General features: G+C 39.1%; 13 protein-coding genes and 1 pseudogene. 7 read left to right on the forward strand and 7 right to left on the reverse strand.

Going from position 1 to position 17785, the window contains the following annotated elements; all coding sequences use genetic code 11:
* Nucleotides 1-209: 209 nt before the first annotated feature.
* Both elsL and CL42_RS12510 read right to left on the reverse strand, forming a co-directional pair.
* On the reverse strand, nucleotides 210-737 hold the full coding sequence (gene elsL, locus CL42_RS12505; RefSeq protein ID WP_035269058.1) for a cell wall-recycling L,D-carboxypeptidase ElsL: 528 nt from the start codon (nucleotides 735-737) through the stop codon (nucleotides 210-212).
* Between the two features lie 36 nt (nucleotides 738-773).
* The gene (locus CL42_RS12510; protein WP_035269059.1) at nucleotides 774-1142 is read right to left on the reverse strand and encodes a YbaN family protein; all 369 of its coding nucleotides are present in this window, start codon (nucleotides 1140-1142) and stop codon (nucleotides 774-776) included.
* 96 nt (nucleotides 1143-1238) lie between these two features.
* Here CL42_RS12510 and CL42_RS12515 point away from each other — a divergent pair, with 96 nt between their 5' ends.
* From CL42_RS12515 to dapE, 3 genes are all read left to right on the forward strand, one after another.
* Nucleotides 1239-2087 carry a DUF1853 family protein gene (locus CL42_RS12515; protein ID WP_035269060.1) on the forward strand — a complete coding sequence of 283 codons (849 nt, stop codon included), beginning with the start codon at nucleotides 1239-1241 and terminating at the stop codon, nucleotides 2085-2087.
* A gap of 126 nt (nucleotides 2088-2213) precedes the next feature.
* On the forward strand, nucleotides 2214-2366 hold the full coding sequence (locus CL42_RS12520; protein WP_092766976.1) for an entericidin A/B family lipoprotein: 153 nt from the start codon (nucleotides 2214-2216) through the stop codon (nucleotides 2364-2366).
* A 138-nt stretch (nucleotides 2367-2504) separates the two neighbouring features.
* Nucleotides 2505-3638, forward strand: a complete 1134-nt coding sequence (gene dapE, locus CL42_RS12525) for a succinyl-diaminopimelate desuccinylase (protein ID WP_035269063.1) — start codon at nucleotides 2505-2507, stop codon at nucleotides 3636-3638.
* A gap of 72 nt (nucleotides 3639-3710) precedes the next feature.
* Here dapE and CL42_RS12530 read toward each other — a convergent pair whose 3' ends face one another.
* The 5 genes and pseudogenes from CL42_RS12530 to pilG all read right to left on the reverse strand — a co-directional run bounded on the left by CL42_RS12530 (nucleotide 3711) and on the right by pilG (nucleotide 10761).
* On the reverse strand, nucleotides 3711-7769 hold the full coding sequence (locus CL42_RS12530; RefSeq protein ID WP_035269066.1) for an Hpt domain-containing protein: 4059 nt from the start codon (nucleotides 7767-7769) through the stop codon (nucleotides 3711-3713).
* Nucleotides 7770-7776: 7 nt separating this feature from the next.
* A pseudogene (locus CL42_RS12535) lies at nucleotides 7777-8901 on the reverse strand (methyl-accepting chemotaxis protein); the annotation flags it as partial.
* A 529-nt stretch (nucleotides 8902-9430) separates the two neighbouring features.
* Nucleotides 9431-9985, reverse strand: coding sequence for a chemotaxis protein CheW (locus CL42_RS12540; protein WP_035269069.1), 555 nt, complete (start codon nucleotides 9983-9985; stop codon nucleotides 9431-9433).
* Nucleotides 9982-10356, reverse strand: a complete 375-nt coding sequence (locus CL42_RS12545; protein ID WP_035269071.1) for a response regulator — start codon at nucleotides 10354-10356, stop codon at nucleotides 9982-9984. The genes CL42_RS12540 and CL42_RS12545 overlap by 4 nt, the downstream gene beginning before the upstream one ends.
* Before the next feature lie 18 nt (nucleotides 10357-10374).
* Nucleotides 10375-10761: a twitching motility response regulator PilG gene (gene pilG, locus CL42_RS12550; protein WP_035269072.1), complete on the reverse strand. Its 387-nt coding sequence runs from the start codon at nucleotides 10759-10761 to the stop codon at nucleotides 10375-10377.
* Nucleotides 10762-11109: 348 nt separating this feature from the next.
* Here pilG and CL42_RS12555 point away from each other — a divergent pair, with 348 nt between their 5' ends.
* From CL42_RS12555 to CL42_RS12570, 4 genes are all read left to right on the forward strand, one after another.
* Nucleotides 11110-11682 (forward strand): hypothetical protein, encoded by a 573-nt coding sequence (locus tag CL42_RS12555; RefSeq protein WP_155756993.1) that lies wholly within the window; start codon nucleotides 11110-11112, stop codon nucleotides 11680-11682.
* A gap of 34 nt (nucleotides 11683-11716) precedes the next feature.
* Nucleotides 11717-12838, forward strand: coding sequence for an efflux RND transporter periplasmic adaptor subunit (locus CL42_RS12560; RefSeq protein ID WP_035269075.1), 1122 nt, complete (start codon nucleotides 11717-11719; stop codon nucleotides 12836-12838).
* 15 nt (nucleotides 12839-12853) lie between these two features.
* Nucleotides 12854-15958 carry an efflux RND transporter permease subunit gene (locus tag CL42_RS12565; RefSeq protein WP_035269080.1) on the forward strand — a complete coding sequence of 1035 codons (3105 nt, stop codon included), beginning with the start codon at nucleotides 12854-12856 and terminating at the stop codon, nucleotides 15956-15958.
* Nucleotides 15959-16052: 94 nt separating this feature from the next.
* Nucleotides 16053-17768 carry a proline--tRNA ligase gene (locus CL42_RS12570; RefSeq protein WP_035269082.1) on the forward strand — a complete coding sequence of 572 codons (1716 nt, stop codon included), beginning with the start codon at nucleotides 16053-16055 and terminating at the stop codon, nucleotides 17766-17768.
* Nucleotides 17769-17785 lie beyond the last annotated feature (17 nt).

Here is a 17785-nt window from a genome sequence, read left to right on the forward strand (position 1 = left end):
ACGACTTCATCGTTTGTGTGGTGCATTATAGAGAATCCTCAGATACTGTCAAACGCTTTTCTACAGGTTTCTCAGTTTTTCAGTTTGAATGATTAAAAAATAGATCATTTCTCTTGAAAAATCGCTTTTTTATCTATTATTTGCCTGATTAGAGATATGTTTTTATTTTTATTCAAAGTTTTTATCACAACACATTTTACGATTCTGATTTAAATTTGATCCAATTCGATCTCTTGTTCTGAAATATAGACTAAAGCGCCTTCGTCCAATATATCAAATAGCTCAATGACATCTGCACTGTGCATTCGAATACATCCATGTGATTTAGGAATACCTAAAGGTTCTGACTCTGGCGTACCATGAATATAGATATATCGATTATAGGTATCACAACCCTCCCCTTGATTAAAACCAGGTTCTAAACCTGCTAACCAAAGAATTCGAGTTAGAATCCAGTCACGTTCTGGAAATTGCTCACCAAGTTCCACATCATAGATCTCCCCAGTCCAAATACGTGCTTTAAAAACAGCATTGATTGGGTGGTCATCGCCAATTTTTTGTTCAATGCGATGCCATCCTCTTGGTGTTTTACCTGAATTTTCCTGTTCACCTATACCGTTCAATCCAGTAGACACCAAATAGCTTTTTTTCATACGTGGTACATATAGAACTTGTTTCGCCATATCAATCAGGATATCCGCCTGACTTAGGGTATAACTTTCAAGATTTGGGTTCATACAAAACTCAGCGTTAAATTATTTTTAATCATTTATTTAAACAATATTTTTTGATTCAGGTCTTAACCACAACCAAATCGCGACAATTAGCATGGTGAGATTCGTAAAAATTTTTACTAAATCAGGAGCATTGGTATAAAGCATAAGAATACCGCTGATCAACATCATCATCGAGGCGAGCCATTTTGCTTTGCGTGGAACCGTGCCATGCTCACGCCAATTTCGCAGTGTTGGTCCATATTTAGGATGATTGAGTAGCCAATCATCAACCTGTGGCCAACCTTTTGAAGCAGCCCATGCGGCAAGAATTAAAAAGACTGTGGTTGGCAATCCTGGCAATAGCGCACCAATAAAACCTAGAGTCACAAAAATAATGACCAAGCTCCGCCAAAACACGATTTTCATACCGCAACTCATTCAGTTGAATCTCACTAGTATATATGCTTTTGTGGTAGTGTCTGATTGTAAATTTATTTTCAATTTTGAATTCTAGTTGGAGTAATGGTGCAATCTGATTTTTATGAGCCATGGCAGAACTTTCATCATACAATTGTACGTCAACTGGCTTTTGTCATCGCAAGTCCTAATATTATTCGTTTTGCGCCTAAAGAATTAACGATCGTTCATCCTTTTGAATTGCACCATGAACAATTTTGGCAAACTCAGTACGAAAAATATATCTCCAGACTGCATGATCTAGATCAAAACCCACAAGAGCTGATTGATTTTATTCAGCAACTTAAAAGTACGCGTCTAGGTTTGCGCTTTGAATATTTAATGTGGTTCTGGCTGCAAGATGATCAACGCGATCAAGCTGATTTTTCGCTGTTAGATCACAGTGTTCAAATCATTGACGGCCGCCATACTTTGGGTGAAATTGACTTTGTGATATTAAATCATCACACCCAAGAAATTGAACAATGGGAAGTTGCACTGAAATTTTATTTAGCAGAACAAGACTTTCAACTTCAACATTGGTACGGATTAAATCGAAGCGACACTCTATTTAGAAAGCTCAATCATTTTACGCAAAAGCAATTTCAATTTACTCAAGCCAATACTTATAAAATTGATCGAAAAATTGCGGTGATGAAAGGTCAACTCTACTTTCCGTATCATACCGAACTTCAAACCTTACCTAACTGGGTCAGCCCACATCGTCGTATAGGCACATGGGGACATCAATTACGATCATCTTTTTATCGACTGGAAAGACAGGAATGGATTTGTCCGAATGCAAGTCAGACTTCAAATGAAGCACATTGGTGGAGTAATGGGCTTTATCACAATGTACAAACAAATCAGTTTTATATGTACCGTCAACCAGCTTTAAAGCTCCCTTACGTGTAGTTCGTGTAATAAAAAAATGTATCGAATACAATTAATAACATTCTGATAATAAAACTCTCATATTCTTCTAAATGATTAATTTTTATTCTGATTAAGCATCAAAATAATTTACAATCATTGGAGATAATGATGAAAAAAGTATTAGCCGCTTCATTCGTAGTTGCATTTGTATTAACTGGTTGTAATACATTCAAAGGTTTTGGACAAGACGTTTCAAAAGCTGGGGAAACTGTAACAAATACTGCTGAAAAAACTTCAAACGAAATTCGTAACAACTAATTCGAAGTTGAAGCTAAAAGCCCTATTTTTTAATAGGGCTTTTTTTATTTAAATTTGATTTCCTTGAATGATTAATATTTTGCATCAAATTCAACATACTTTATGATAGATCGACTTTGACCAATTCGATTTCTCTCCATGACCCAATCTGCAACACTCGATTTAAGCTTACAATTACTTCGCCAACCTTCAGTGACTCCAGTCGATCATAACTGTCAAAATATTATGGCTGATCGATTATCAAAGATTGGTTTTAACATTGAAAATATGCGTTTTGAAGATGTAGATAACTTATGGGCTCGTCGCGGGACTGAATCACCTGTGTTTTGTTTTGCGGGTCATACTGATGTTGTTCCTACAGGCAATCTAGAAGCGTGGAACTCCGATCCATTCGCCCCAGAAATTAGAGATGGAAAGTTATACGGGCGTGGCAGTGCAGATATGAAAACGGCGTTGGCAGCCATGGTAATTGCCTCTGAACGTTTCGTTGCTAAGCATCCAGACCACAAAGGTTCGATTGCTTTTTTGATCACTTCAGATGAAGAAGGTCCATCTATCAATGGAACAGTGAAAGTTGTAGAAACTTTAGAAGCACGCCAAGAAAAAATGACATGGTGTTTGGTCGGTGAACCGTCAAGTACGAATACTTTAGGTGACATTGTTAAAAATGGCCGTCGTGGGTCTCTCAATGCCAATTTAACAGTGAAAGGTAAGCAAGGGCATGTGGCCTATCCACATTTGGCAATTAACCCAATTCATACAGCCTCAAAAGCAATTGCTGAATTATGTGAGACAGAATGGGATCAAGGCAATGAGTATTTCCCTGCAACGTCTTTCCAAATCTCCAATATTTCTGCTGGAACGGGTGCAACCAATGTTGTGCCTGGCACGATGAACTTATTATTTAACTTCCGTTATTCTACAGAAGTTACTGCTGATGAATTAAAAGCACGTACACATGAAATTTTAGATCGCCACGGCGTTGAGTATGATATCGAGTGGACACTATCAGGTTTACCATTCCTTACCCCTGTTGGAGAGCTCGTCAATGCTGCCAAAAAAGCGATTTTGGATGTGACTGGCACGACAACAGAATTATCAACCAGTGGTGGTACATCAGATGGTCGCTTTATCGCACCAACTGGAGCTCAGGTACTCGAACTGGGAGTACTTAATGCCACGATCCACCAGATTAATGAGCATGTTGAAATCGCACATTTGGAACCTTTGGCTGAAATTTATGAAAAAATCTTAATTGAGCTATTGGCATAACATTAAAATTTAACAGCAATGAAATATAAAAAAGGATGCAAATGCATCCTTTTTTAATTGGCTTAAAATACTTCAATCGTGTTTTAAAAGCTGATTGATCTGCTCAATCAACACTGCTTCTTGGAAAGGTTTACCCATATAAGCCGATACACCAAGTTCAAGAGCATGTTGTTTATGCTTATCCCCCACTCGTGAAGTGATCATAACCACAGGTAAGTTCTGCAAATGTGGTTGATTTCTCAGCCATTGCATTACTTCAAAACCATCCATTCTTGGCATTTCAACATCAATTAACATTAAGGCAGGTGTTGAATGCTGTAAATATTCAAGTGCTTCAATGCCATCTGTAGCTGTGACAATCTGGTAACCATAACGCTCAAGTAGTTTAGATGTCACTTTTCGAACTGTGACCGAATCATCAACCACTAAAATCGTAGGTGCCTCATTGTCATGTTTTAAATTTGAGAGCTTCGACTCTGGATGTACAGACCAATCCTGCTGAGTGAGATATTGAACCACACGATTTACATTTAAAATTGGGCAAATTTCTCCACTGCCCATAATGGTTACACCGCTGAGATAATCAATTTGATGGATAAGCCTCCCAGTCTGTTTCACAATAATTTGTGAATTAGTTCCTAAGACTTCATCAACGAATAAAGCCACAGGTTGAGACTGGTGCATATTCACCAAAATCACTGGAACTTTTTGGGTTTCTGAATATGGTGAGTTTCTTTTTATATTTTGATTTAACAACACGAAGTCAGCCAAATCGTTTAATTGATAACTTGCTTCATGCACCCTCAACAACTGACTCTGTTGTTTCGCATGATTTAAATCATGTCTATCGATCATTTCAACACGTTGTATTTGATGTAACGGTAAGGCAAAGAATTGATCTGCAACTTTTACCATCAACGCTTCAGTAATAATTGAAGATTTAGGAATTCTGATTTCAAAACAAGTTCCTTGTCCTCTTTCCGAAGTAACATGAACATGCCCACCCAGTGCCTGTATTTCACTTTTTACGACATCTAAACCGACACCACGTCCTGAAACCGTTGTTAATTTTGCAGCAGTGGTAAAGCCTGGTCTAAAAATCAATTGTAATAGTTCAGTTTCAGAATATTCCCGTTCAGTATTGAGCCAACCAAATTCAACAGCTTTTTGCTTAATCTCTTGTGAATCAATTCCTCGACCATCATCCTTGATCAAAATACTCAGCTCATTGTGATGATTCACCAGTGTCAGTTGCATGACTGCTTGTTCAGGTTTATTTAATTTCAACCGCTGTTCTGCTGACTCAATTCCGTGATCAATCGCATTACGCAGAATATGCTCAAGTGAGGTGATCAACTTTTCAAGAATACTACGATCTAATTCGATGTCTGCATGTTCAATCTGTAACTGAACAGATTTATTCAGATTCATCGAAAGTTGCTTGCATAAGCGTTCAAGACGCATTTGTATCGTCTTGAATGGCACGACACGAGTACGCATCAACGAGTGTTGGATGTTGTTTTGTATTCTTGCCTGCTGAATCAATATACTTTCTGCAGACTGAAGCTTTTCGTGCAGAGAGTTTCTGATATCTAACAAGTCTGATGTTGACTCTGATATAGATTTAGAGAGTTGATTGAGTGATGAATATTGATCCATTTCTAAGGGATCAAACCCATGCTCAGCGGAATTATGTGATCTACGTTGTAATAAAATTTGGGATTCTAATTCCCCTTCCATCCGTCTCAATTGTGAAGTAAGGCGCTGAATGGTTTGATCCATTTCTACCAAATTTGACCGATATGATTTTAATTCTACTTCTACTTGCGAACGTTGAATCAAATCCTCCCCAATCAAATTAAGGGTTGCTTCAATTACAGCAGTAGAGACTGAAAGTGTCTCGTTCGCTACGGCAGATTGCACAAACTTTTGCAAATTACCACTCATTGGAGGCGGTAAAACACTCTCATTAGCGTTAGATGGTTCATTCTGATGTGAGTTTTGCTGAATGGAAGAAGAGTCAAACTTTGATGAATTATTATGCGTAGTGACTAAATCACTTAAATTGGTTTCAAGGTCCGCTGATAAAGTTGAATGAATACTAAAATCCGAAGACATGTGGTGAGTGATATCATTTTGCATCGAATGTACTAAGTTCAGCTTCGAGTCACTACCCTTAAGATTTAAATATCCAAGCTCAATTAAACTCTGAATAAGCCTTGATGCCTGCTCTATCGGATAATCAACAGACTCAGTTTTAATGATATTGACACGCCGTACCAAATCCTGCTGTAAGGCTTTAATCAAAATAATGAAACTTTTTATATCAATTTGTTGCTCTGAAATGAGTTGAAGATATACAGATTCAAGCTCATGGATTAGATTTGCAAAGTAATCTGCTTGCAACATGTATGCACCACCTTTCAACGTGTGCAGTTGCCGCATAATTTTTTGGATACACGTAGCATCTTCTTGATACTCTAACCATGTATTGAACAAGTCTTCGATTTGAGACAAGATTTCTTCCGCTTCCTCGACAAAAAAACCACTTACTTCGCGATCTAAGCCCTGTTTTGCTTTCGCTGAATCTTTGAGTGCGTAATCTATATTGAGTAATGTCAGAATTGTTTCATCTAAGGAGCGAGCAGATACTTCGCTCTCCTGCTCTATAGTGGAAATGCAATTCGATTGATTGGAAAAGCTGAAGTATTCATGATTAAGTTGTTTTAAATCACCTAATAGCTGCTGAGAAACTTCATTATTTTGAGCAAATTGACCTATAGCGAGTTCATCAAATATTTCTAAGAGTTTTTCATGCCCTTGTTGTAAAACTCGGTGGACATTTGAGTAGGCAATTGAATTTGGTTCTCTTACAATGTTGAAGTGAATTGAACTCAAAATTTCTGAAATTTTTTGAAGGAGATCAAAATCAACTTTAATGGCAAATTTAGCAATTGAACTGAGTTGTTGACTCAGTAAGCTCGAACGTTCAGTAGTACGTGTAGAGCTAAAGAGGTTAGAAATACCATCTTGTACAAAGGTATCGATAAGGAAAACATCTTCTACACCCAAATCTACAATTTTCTTGAGTAACTCTTGCGGATCAAGATTTGGATCGTTCTGTGTAATCTGTTCTGAGAAGTCTCTCAATGCGATTAAAAAAGTATGCTCTAATGCCTGAAACTGTTGTTGTCTCGTTACGTTGTCGCCTGTTGTTTGCAAGCTTTCTAAGTAATACTGGATTAAATCAATATACTGCGTTGTGAGCGCTTGCAATTCTTTATTGTTGGTATCAAGAGATGGATTACGTTGTATTATTTTTTCGAATGACTGACTCAATACTTCAATTTTCTCAAGTCCAACAATTGCAGAACTCCCCCTGAGAGAATGGACAACACGTGCAAGCGTATCCACCTGAAATTGTTGATTGGATTTATCCAACATATCTTGCAGGGATTTCAATTGTTCTGAAGCTTCAGCATAAAAACTTTGCAGAACCTCGTTATCCCATATTTGAGTATTCTCAATTGTGGCTGTTGCTGAGAGTGAATTTGAGTCATTCAAACAATGACATTCAATCCTGAAATCTAGATCTAGCTGTGTGAGATGAGCGTTGATCGCCAACAAAGGATGCAATGATTGATCTATGATATTTGAATGTTCTAATTGCCGACCTAAAAGCAATAGAGGTTTAACATCTAATTGAATCGCTTGTTTCACTGTTAAACTAGGCACAATGATGTAGCGATATATACGAGAGATCAGCTCAACATACTCAAGGACCAGTTGACTCCATGAACGTTGCTGATCAAGCCTAATATTCAGTATTGTCTCAACGGTCCATGCAAGCTCAGAAACTGAGTTGAATCCAAGCATTCGACCTGAACCCTTTAAGGTATGAAAATTACGGCGCAATGCTTGCCAAATATTTACCTGTTCTAAATCATTCGATAAGACTTGAAGATTTTCTGATATTTCTAGAAGTAATTCCTTAAGCTCTTCAGCAAAGGTGGTAATAAGCTCCTCATCTTCAAAATTTGATTCATCCTGAGGAAGCTGCATATCTATATATGCACGATAGAGTGCTTCTGAAAGATATAATTGTATTTTATTAGGATTATTATTTTTCATGGCTCAATCACTCAGGTAATTTAAAGTTTGCAACTGATTTCCTTAAAGAATCAGCCATTTGAGTGAGTTCTGCTATCGATTGAGCAGTATCTAAGGTTGAAGCATGATTTTCTCGTGTGACATCTTGCACAAGCGACATTGTTTTCGCAATTTGCCCCGCAGCGGCTGACTGAACTTTTGAAGATGCTGAAATATTCGCAATCAGTTGAGCCAACTGTTTTGAAATCAACTGAATATCTGCAAGTGCTGCTCCTGCATCTTGAGCAAGTCCAGTCCCCTTAACCACCTCAGAAGTTGTTTGCTCCATAGAGCGAACGGCCTCATGCGTATCTAATTGAATATTTTTTACCAATATCTCAATATGTTTGGTCGCAGCAGTTGAACGTTCAGCTAAACGCTGCACCTCATCAGCAACACTAGCGAAACCTCGTCCAGCATCGCCTGCCATTGCGGCTTGAATGGCTGCATTCAAAGCCAACAGATGCGTTTGCCCTGCAATGTCTTCAATGGTTGCAACAAAGTTACCAATCTCTTGAGTAGATTCACCCAGCCTTTTAATTTTTTTAGATGTTTCTTGAATCTGCCCTCGTATTTGATCCATTCCATCTATTGATCGTTCAACCACTTCCCCACCCTTCGCTGCGATAAGTACAGCGCGCTGAGCAACTTTTGCAGATTGCGCTGCATTTTCATAAACGTGATCAATTGAGTCCGCCATGTCATGAATGGCGAGCGATGTATTTTGGATTTCACGAGCTTGCAGCTCTGAAGATTGCGCCAATTGTGAACTCATGTGCTGAGTTTGATGAATATATTGGGTAACTTGTTGAGAAGCCTGATTAATTCTCATCACCAAATCACGCAAATGATCTATCGCTACATTAATTGAATCCGCGATTGTCCCCGTAAAATCTGCAGAAACCGCAGCATATTTGGTCAAATCGCCTTCAGCTAAATCACCAATTTCATCTAAAAGTCGATAAATCGCGGTTTGATTTTTCTTATCTTTATCCACCAGTTCCATTAAACGCAAACGATCTTCTTGGCTTCTTAAAATAAAAAGTTTAATCACTGCAAAGGTGAAGCTCGATAAACTAATCAACAATAAAAGTGACAGTAAAATCAGTAACCACGTCGAACCTGTGCGAATTTCATTGAGAGCAACTTGAATTTTTTGTAACTGAGATTCCGTGATATTGCTTTGAGACTCTAACCACAGTCGATCTACTTCATTTAAAGCTGGACTATAAAAATAAACTGATTTTACATTTTCAAGTTGTGAACTAAAAATAAGCTGAGAGTTTTTGAGAATCTGTAATGTGTAATCTGTAGGATTATCCTCAAACTGTTGAGTCTGAATAATCATCATTTGATTGAGATATTTCAGTTCCCCCACCCCACGACTTTGCTCCACCGTGCGCGGGAGATTAAACATGAGAAACAATAAAATCAGAAAAGCACAAACGAGGCTAATAATAGCCATGATTAAATAAGACTTCGTTTGGGCAGATTGCCCAAACAGCTCTGAAAACTGTTCAAGTTTTAACTTAAGTGAAGCTTTCCATCCCTGTGTGTTGGAATCTGAATCATTCACATTCCGACTGGTCTTTTTTAACCGTAAACTCACTCAGCTCCCCCAAAAAACTATTGCTGACTACACATTAAATTGAATTTGATGTGAACATGTGCTTTAGACGATCATGCTCATATAGCAGACTCATCATCAGCATAGCTACAGGTGTTGAATGATCGAGAAAATAACCTTGGCAAAACGATCTATATGGTTCTGCGATCAAATCCGAACTGGTGCTATAGGTATTATTCTTATAATGTTTTACACCAAGGACTTCATCCACAAGCAATCCAACACAGTCTTGCCCCACGTTAAAACATAAAATTTTAACATTAGCGTGTAATTGTGTTGATTTACTCAAAGCAAATTGCTTTAGATCTAATACGGACAGTACTCGACCTCGCAAATTCGCTAAACCTAAATACCACGGCGGCGTAAGTGGTAATGAGGTAATGCTCAGTAAAGGGCTAACCTCCGCAATATCACCAAGTGGGGTAATAAATTGCTGCTGCTCAACTTTAAAACATACACCAGACCAGAGGTCCTGATTTTGCACATCACGGTACTCATTTGCTTGAGCCGAATTAGCATTACTGGCTTGCGTTAACCAGTGTTGTTGATCACTTTCATCTTGAATGATCATGCTGTGCCTGTATTTAAATATTGCTGAATGACATCAAGTAATCTTGATTCATCTACAGGTTTGATCAGGTAGTCGACAGCGCCTTGTCTTTTGCCCCAAATTCGATCCGTATCCTGATCTTTGGTACTGACAATGACAACTGGAATATGCTTCGTTACATCAGCTCTTGCAATTTGCCGCGTCGCTTGAAATCCATTCACACCAGGCATCACCACATCCATAAGTACAAGATCTGGTTGCTCTGCTTGCGCTAAGGTAACACCATCTGCACCATTGGTTGCTTCTAGCACTTCATAGCCATTTTTGGACAGAATTTCTTTAAATCTAAACATTTCTGTTGGAGAGTCATCTACCACTAAGATACGTGTCATATTTTGTTTTCCCAGTACTTAACGTGAAGCGACAAGTTTACGAATCGCATTCAATAGCTCATCTTTACTGAATGGTTTCGTGAGGTATTCATCAGATCCAACAACTCGTCCTTTTGCCTGATCAAACATCCCATCTTTACTGGATAACATGACCACTGGAATATGTTGGAAATTTTGTGAGTTTTTTAACAATGCGCACGTTTGATACCCATCTAAACGCGGCATCATAATATCTACAAAAATAATATCAGGTCGAGTTTCAGCAATTTTAGATAATGCTTCAAATCCATCTACTGCAGTTACAACGTCATATCCTTCACGCTGTAATAAAGTTTCTGCGGTCCGACGAATCGTTTTTGAATCATCAATGACCATCACTTTAATATTTTGCAGATTATCATCCATTGAATGATCCTTCCTGAGATGAGATTTAAAGAAAAATGAAACGCTTAATTTAGAGAATAACCATTATTTTCTAACATAACATTACATTGATTTTCAATGCAGTTGAGTACTCGCGGAGAGATTGTGTCACAAAGCTTCATAGAATTTAAGGGTGAATCAGATTAAGCGTAAATTATTTAACGGTTTATATTTATAAATTTACCAAAACCACATAAAATGCTTGTTATTAAAAGCAAAAATTAAAAAATTGAATTGATATCACGGGGGCCAATTCCAATGTTTAATCTTTCGCACAAATCAAGAATTGGGTTAAAGCATCTTCATAATAAAACATTCTTAGTGATCATGATGACATTTGGTTTATGTATCGGTGAAGCAATTGCTAATACCACAGTGACCAAACCGTCTTGGTATCGTTATTATGATAAAAATGGCGTAGCTAATATTAGTAGTTCGGTAACACCAGAGCATATTCGTCACGGTTATGAAGCACTTGACCGTAATATGCAAGTGATTAAAAAAAATCGACCTTATGATGCCGATAAAGAACAGCAACAAAGTGGTGTACGTACGCAACAAGCCAAACAACATGAACAAGATCTACGCTTAAAACGTGCTTATGGTTCTAGTAAAGTGGCTGCGAACAAACGTGATGATATGTTGAAAAACATCAACAAACAAATCACCTTTCAAAAACAACAGTACCAACAACTGGAGCAAGATCGAATATTGTTTAAAAAGCAGGAACAGACCTATATCAAAAAAGGGAATCCTGTCCCTAAAAACTTACAAGATCGAATCACTTATAATGCGCAGAATATGAGTAATATCCAAAAAAATATTGAATCTTTACAAACAAACTATCGAAATACTCAATCACAATACGACAATATTATCAAGCGCTTAAAAACTCTTGAATAAAGAAGAGTTTGTCTGAATGGAAAGGAATTATCACATGCCGAATGCGACTCGACACAGCAGTCAGTTTAAGAAATATCTCGTATTAGGAACGCTGTGTACGAGTTGTCTTTTAGCCGCTTGTCAAAAAAATGACGAAAGTGTACAGCCAACCTCATCTACCCCTCAAAAAATTGAATTAATACAACAGGACTTAGTCAAAGTTGAAAATGGGGTCTCAAATCTGAAATTTGCTTTCACGGGCACCATACGCGCTGTGAATCAAAGTACAATTCAAGCTCAAGTGACTGCCACTGCTAGTCAAGTCTCTGTACAAGTCGGTGAAAAGGTGAGTAAAGGGCAAGTCTTGGTACGTTTAAATAATCAAGATAATGCAGCCCGACTCGCACAAGCTCGTGCTAATCTTGCTTCTGCACAAGCGCAGGCACAACAAGCTGCAAATATGGTCACTCGAAAAAAACGACTTTATGATCAAGGATTTGTTTCTAAGGTTGAATATGAACAAAGTCAAGTGGAGCATAAAGCTCAACTCGAAACTGTACGAGCTCAGCAAGCAAATGTGGATATCGCACTGAAAGCCGATGCTGATGGATTAATTCGTAGCCCCATTTCTGGCGTGATTACCAAACGTCAAGTTGAACCTGGTCAAACCGTTTCAATGGGTCAAACACTATTTGAAATCGTAGATCCACAAAAATTAGAGATTCAAGCAAAACTCCCTGTCGAATCTCAACATGCGCTCAACATTGGAAACAATATTGAATATAAAATTCAAGGGACTACCCAAAATTATACTGCCAAGTTAACACGCATTTCCCCAATGGCCGATCAAATCAGTCGTCAGGTTGAGTTTTTTGCTCAACCGAATGAATCAATCAATTCACTGAGTATTGGTGCTTTTGTCGAAGGTTTCATTTTAGATAACAAACAAATTCAGGGGCAAAAAGTTCCGCTTGATACTATTCAAGATGCAGATGGCAAACCTTATCTGTGGATCATCCGTGATCAGAAAATTCAGAAAGCCAATATTCGAATTCTGGATCGACAACCCAACGAGAATATTGCAATGATCAGTGGTCTTCAGCCAACGGATTACATCAGTAGAATTAAGTTTAATAATGATGACTTAAATAAAACAGTCTCAATTGCTTCAAAGTAAGACAGGATCTGAACTATGTGGTTAACTCGAATCAGTGTGAAATATCCTGTCTTTACGATCATGATGATGCTATGCCTGATGGTATTGGGCTTATCATCATGGCAACGAATGGGAGTTGAAGAATTCCCTGATGTCGATTTCCCATTTGTGGTCGTGTATACCACTTACCCAGGTGCTTCTCCTGAAACTGTTGAATCTGAAATTACCAAAAAGATGGAAGATCAGATCAATACGATCTCAGGTGTTAAACAAGTGATATCGCAGTCGAGTGAAGGACTCTCTACAATTATCACTGAGTTTAATTTGGATGTTCCTTCAACCGTTGCAGCTCAAGATATTCGAGACAAAATTGCGCCAGTGACAGCTGAATTTCGTGATGAAATTACTGATCCTATTGTTGAGCGCTATGACCCTTCCGCAGGTGCCATCATGTCGGTGGTATTTGAGTCTGAGAATATGTCACTCCGAGAGCTCAGCTCTTATTTAGATCAAAAAATTGTTCCTCAATTGAGAACTGTTCGTGGGGTAGGTACAGTTAATCTGCTAGGTGACTCGCAGCGTCAAATTCGTATTGAAGTTAATCCACAAAAATTACAAAGTCTTGGTGTTGGCGTTGATCAAGTCATTAACACACTAAAAGGCGAAAACATTGAAGTCCCTGGGGGCACACTCAAACAGTCAAATTCAGAGCTGGTTGTTGAAATTAAATCAAGAGTAATTCATCCCCAATCCTTTGGGGATCTCATCGTCGCGAGTAAAAATGGCACGCCAATCTACTTAAAACAAGTAGCTGAAATTTACGACAGCCAAGCTGAACTCGAGTCGAGTGCCTTCATTAACGGTCAAAATGCTGTCGCGTTGGATATTCTCAGAAGCTCTGATTCAAATGTAATTGATGTTGTAGATGCGGCTTATAAAACACTAAACCGTATAGAACAACAACTCCCGAAAGGGACAACATTGAAAGTAGTTGTCGATACATCTCGAGGCATACGAGCAAGTATTGGTGATGTTGCCCGTACAATTATTGAAGGTGGTGTACTTGCGGTTGTCATCGTTCTACTGTTTTTAGGTTCATTTAGATCGACGATTATTACAGGCCTTACCCTGCCAATCGCCTTACTTGGTACATTAACGTTCATTTGGGCTTTCGGTTTTACCATCAATATGATGACTCTTCTTGCCCTGTCTTTAAGTATTGGTCTTCTTATTGATGATGCAATTGTGGTACGTGAAAATATTGTCCGCCATGCTGATATGGGGAAAGATCATGTGACTGCTGCTTTAGATGGAACCAAAGAAATTGGGCTGGCAGTTCTCGCAACCACTTTGACTATTGTTGCGGTGTTCTTACCAGTTGCATTCATGGGCGGTATTATCGGTCGTTTCTTCTACCAATTTGGCGTGACAGTGAGTACCGCCGTACTGATCTCAATGTTTGTCAGTTTTACGCTCGATCCAATGCTCTCAGCTCACTGGGCTGAACGTCATCATCCAAATAAAAAACCGAGCGCATTGAAACGCTTCTTCAATGGGATCTCAAATAAACTTGATTCATTAAATGAAGTGTACGAGAAGCTGCTAAAACTGGCTCTAAGATTCCGCTTTCTAACAATTATCGTTGCTGTTGCTTCACTGTTTGGCGCGCTCGCGCTATCGAAAATGGTGGGAACAGAGTTTGTACCTGTTCCAGATAAAGGTGAAATTCGGATCAAATTTGAAACGCCCGTAGATGCTTCACTCGAATACTCTCAGGCAAAGTTAAAACAAGTTGAATCTATTATTCGACAGCATCCAGAGGTTAAAGGAACGTACGGCGTTATTAATGGGGTGACTGATCGCGGGAAAAACCACGTAAGCATCCGAGTCAGTCTGAGTCCTCGCCAAGAGCGCTCTCAGACACTGACTGATTTAACCAATGAGTTTCGTGATCGACTACAAACAGTGGCGGGTATTACCCTCACCTCTATTGCTTCAGCGGATGAAACTGTGTCTGGTGGTCAAAAGCCTGTCATGATTTCCATCAAAGGACCTGAGCTAGATGAATTACAAAAAATTTCTGATCGCTTCATGGTGGAAATGGCAAAAATTGATGGTGTCGTCGATTTAGAAAGCTCGCTCAAAGAGCCTAAACCTACCCTTGAAGTGCATGTAAATCGTGTACTGGCAAACGATTTAGGATTATCAGTCAGCCAAATTGCCAATGTGATCCGCCCTCTCCTTGCTGGTGATGATGTAACGACGTGGAAAGACGACAAAGGTGAAACGTATGATGTCAATTTGCGCCTCTCTGAAGATCAACGTACGCTTCCAAGTGACATCAATAATTTATATTTAAAATCGCAAAAAGTGGATGCAAATAATCAACCGATCTTGGTTCCACTCTCAAGCGTAACAAGCACGCATGAAAGCTATGGTGCATCTCAAATCAACCGTCGTGATTTAGCGCGTGAAGTCATGGTTGAAGCCAATACTTCAGGTCGACCTGCAGGTGACATTGGTCGAGATATTAAAGCATTGCAAGATAACTTCGACATGCCTGCCGGCTATGGTTTTGAAACACAAGGTGCAAACGCAGATATGGAAGAATCGATTGGGTACGCTGTTACAGCCGTTACACTCTCTATTGTATTTATCTATATTGTTTTAGGCTCTCAATTCAATAGTTTTATTCATCCTGCGGCGATCATGGCCTCATTACCATTGTCATTGGTCGGGGTATTCCTTGCATTATTCTTATTTAACTCAACAATGAATTTATTTTCCATTATTGGCATCATCATGTTAATGGGATTAGTAACCAAGAATGCAATTCTCCTCATTGACTTTATTAAGAAAGCTATTGATCGCGGTGATACACGTTTTGATGCCATTATTGCTGCAGGTAAAACTCGACTGAGACCCATTCTGATGACCACAAGTGCGATGGTCATGGGTATGGTGCCATTGGCATTAGGCTTGGGTGAAGGAGGTGAACAAAGTGCTCCGATGGCGCATGCTGTCATTGGGGGCGTCATTACCTCTACCCTGCTGACCTTAGTTGTCGTTCCCGTTATCTTTACCTACTTAGATGACTTTAAGAATTTTATGGTACGTCAAACACGAAAATTCATGTCATAATGTAGAGAATTGTCATGAGGTGTCATTCAAAATGCTCACCTCATTTTTTATCGTATAATCTTATGCTTTAACGCTCATTATTAGGACAAATTCCATGCGCGCGAGTCGCTTTTTATTTGCAACGTTAAGAGAAACCCCAAGTGATGCTGAAGTAATCTCTCATCAGCTGATGCTTCGTGCGGGTATGATTCGTAAATTGGCTTCAGGATTATATTCTTGGTTGCCAATGGGCGTACGTGTGTTAAATAAAGTCGAAGCGATTGTTCGCGAAGAAATGGACCGTGCTGGTTCACTACAAGTATTGATGCCTGTGACCCAACCGTCAAGTTTATGGGAAGAATCTGGTCGCTATGTGCAATATGGTCCAGAACTTTTACGCTTTAATGACCGTCACAACAACCCGTTTGTTCTCGGCCCTACACATGAAGAAGTCATTACTGATTTAGCGCGTAACGAACTCAAAAGTTATAAACAATTACCCGCTAATTTCTACCAAGTACAAACTAAATTCCGTGATGAAGTTCGTCCTCGTTTTGGCGTTATGCGCTCTCGTGAATTCGTAATGAAAGATGCTTACTCATTCCATGCAGATCAAGCTTCATTACAAGAAACTTACGACACGATGTACGATGCCTATTGCCGTATTTTTACTCGTTTAGGTTTAGACTTCCGTCCAGTTCAGGCGGATACAGGTTCAATTGGCGGTTCAGGTTCGCATGAATTCCATGTATTGGCATCAAGCGGTGAAGACGATATTGCATTCTCAACTGAATCAGATTATGCAGCCAATATTGAAATGGCTGAAGCGATTCTTGTAGGTGAACGTGCTGCACCAACTCAAGAATTAAAAATTATTGAAACACCAAATCAAAAGACTATAGCTGATGTATCTGCTTTCTTAGGTACCGATGCAAAACAGTCTGTCAAAGCTTTGTTGGTACAAGGAGTCGCTGAAGAAGGTAAAACTGCGCCTGTCGTGGCACTGTTCCTTCGTGGTGACCATGAGCTAAACGAAATCAAAGCTGAGAAACATCCGCTGATTGCATCACCACTTGCATTTGCAACTGAAGAACAACTGAGTGCTTTAGGCTTAACCGCTGGTTTTGTTGGTCCTCAAGGTTTAGTCGAAAAAGGGATTAATGTCATCGTTGACCGAGCAGCATCAGTTTTGTCTGATTTTGTTGCAGGTGCAAACGAAGCAAACAAACATGCGACGGGTGTGAACTGGGAGCGTGATGCTCAATTCACTGAAGTTTATGATCTTCGCAATGTTGTTGAGGGTGATCCATCTCCAGATGGTAAAGGTGTACTTCAAATTAAACGTGGTATTGAAGTTGGTCATATTTTCCAATTAGGTCAAAAATACTCTGAAGCTCTGGGCTGCAAAGTATTAGGTAAGGATGGTAAACCATTCACTGTAACAATGGGTTGTTATGGAATTGGGGTGACTCGCGTCGTCGCGGCTGCCATTGAACAAAATTACGATGAAAAAGGAATTATTTGGCCTGCTGCTATCGCACCTTTCCATGTCGCAATCGTTCCGATGAATGCTCATAAATCACCTCGTACTGTAGAGGCTGCTGAAGCACTTTATACAGAACTTCAAGCTGCTGGTTATGACGTGCTTTTAGATGACCGTGATGAACGACCAGGCGTTAAATTCTCCGATATCGAAATAACAGGTATTCCGCACCGTATTGTTATCGGTGAAAAAGGTTTAGATGCTGGTACTTTTGAGTACAAAGGTCGTTCTGATACTGAATCAAGCAACCTGAGTAAAGAAGAAATACTCGCTAAAATCGCCCAATAATTTGAGCATAAAAAAAT

The organism is Acinetobacter sp. Ver3 (genome assembly GCF_000632455.1).
Lineage (GTDB): Bacteria > Pseudomonadota > Gammaproteobacteria > Pseudomonadales > Moraxellaceae > Acinetobacter.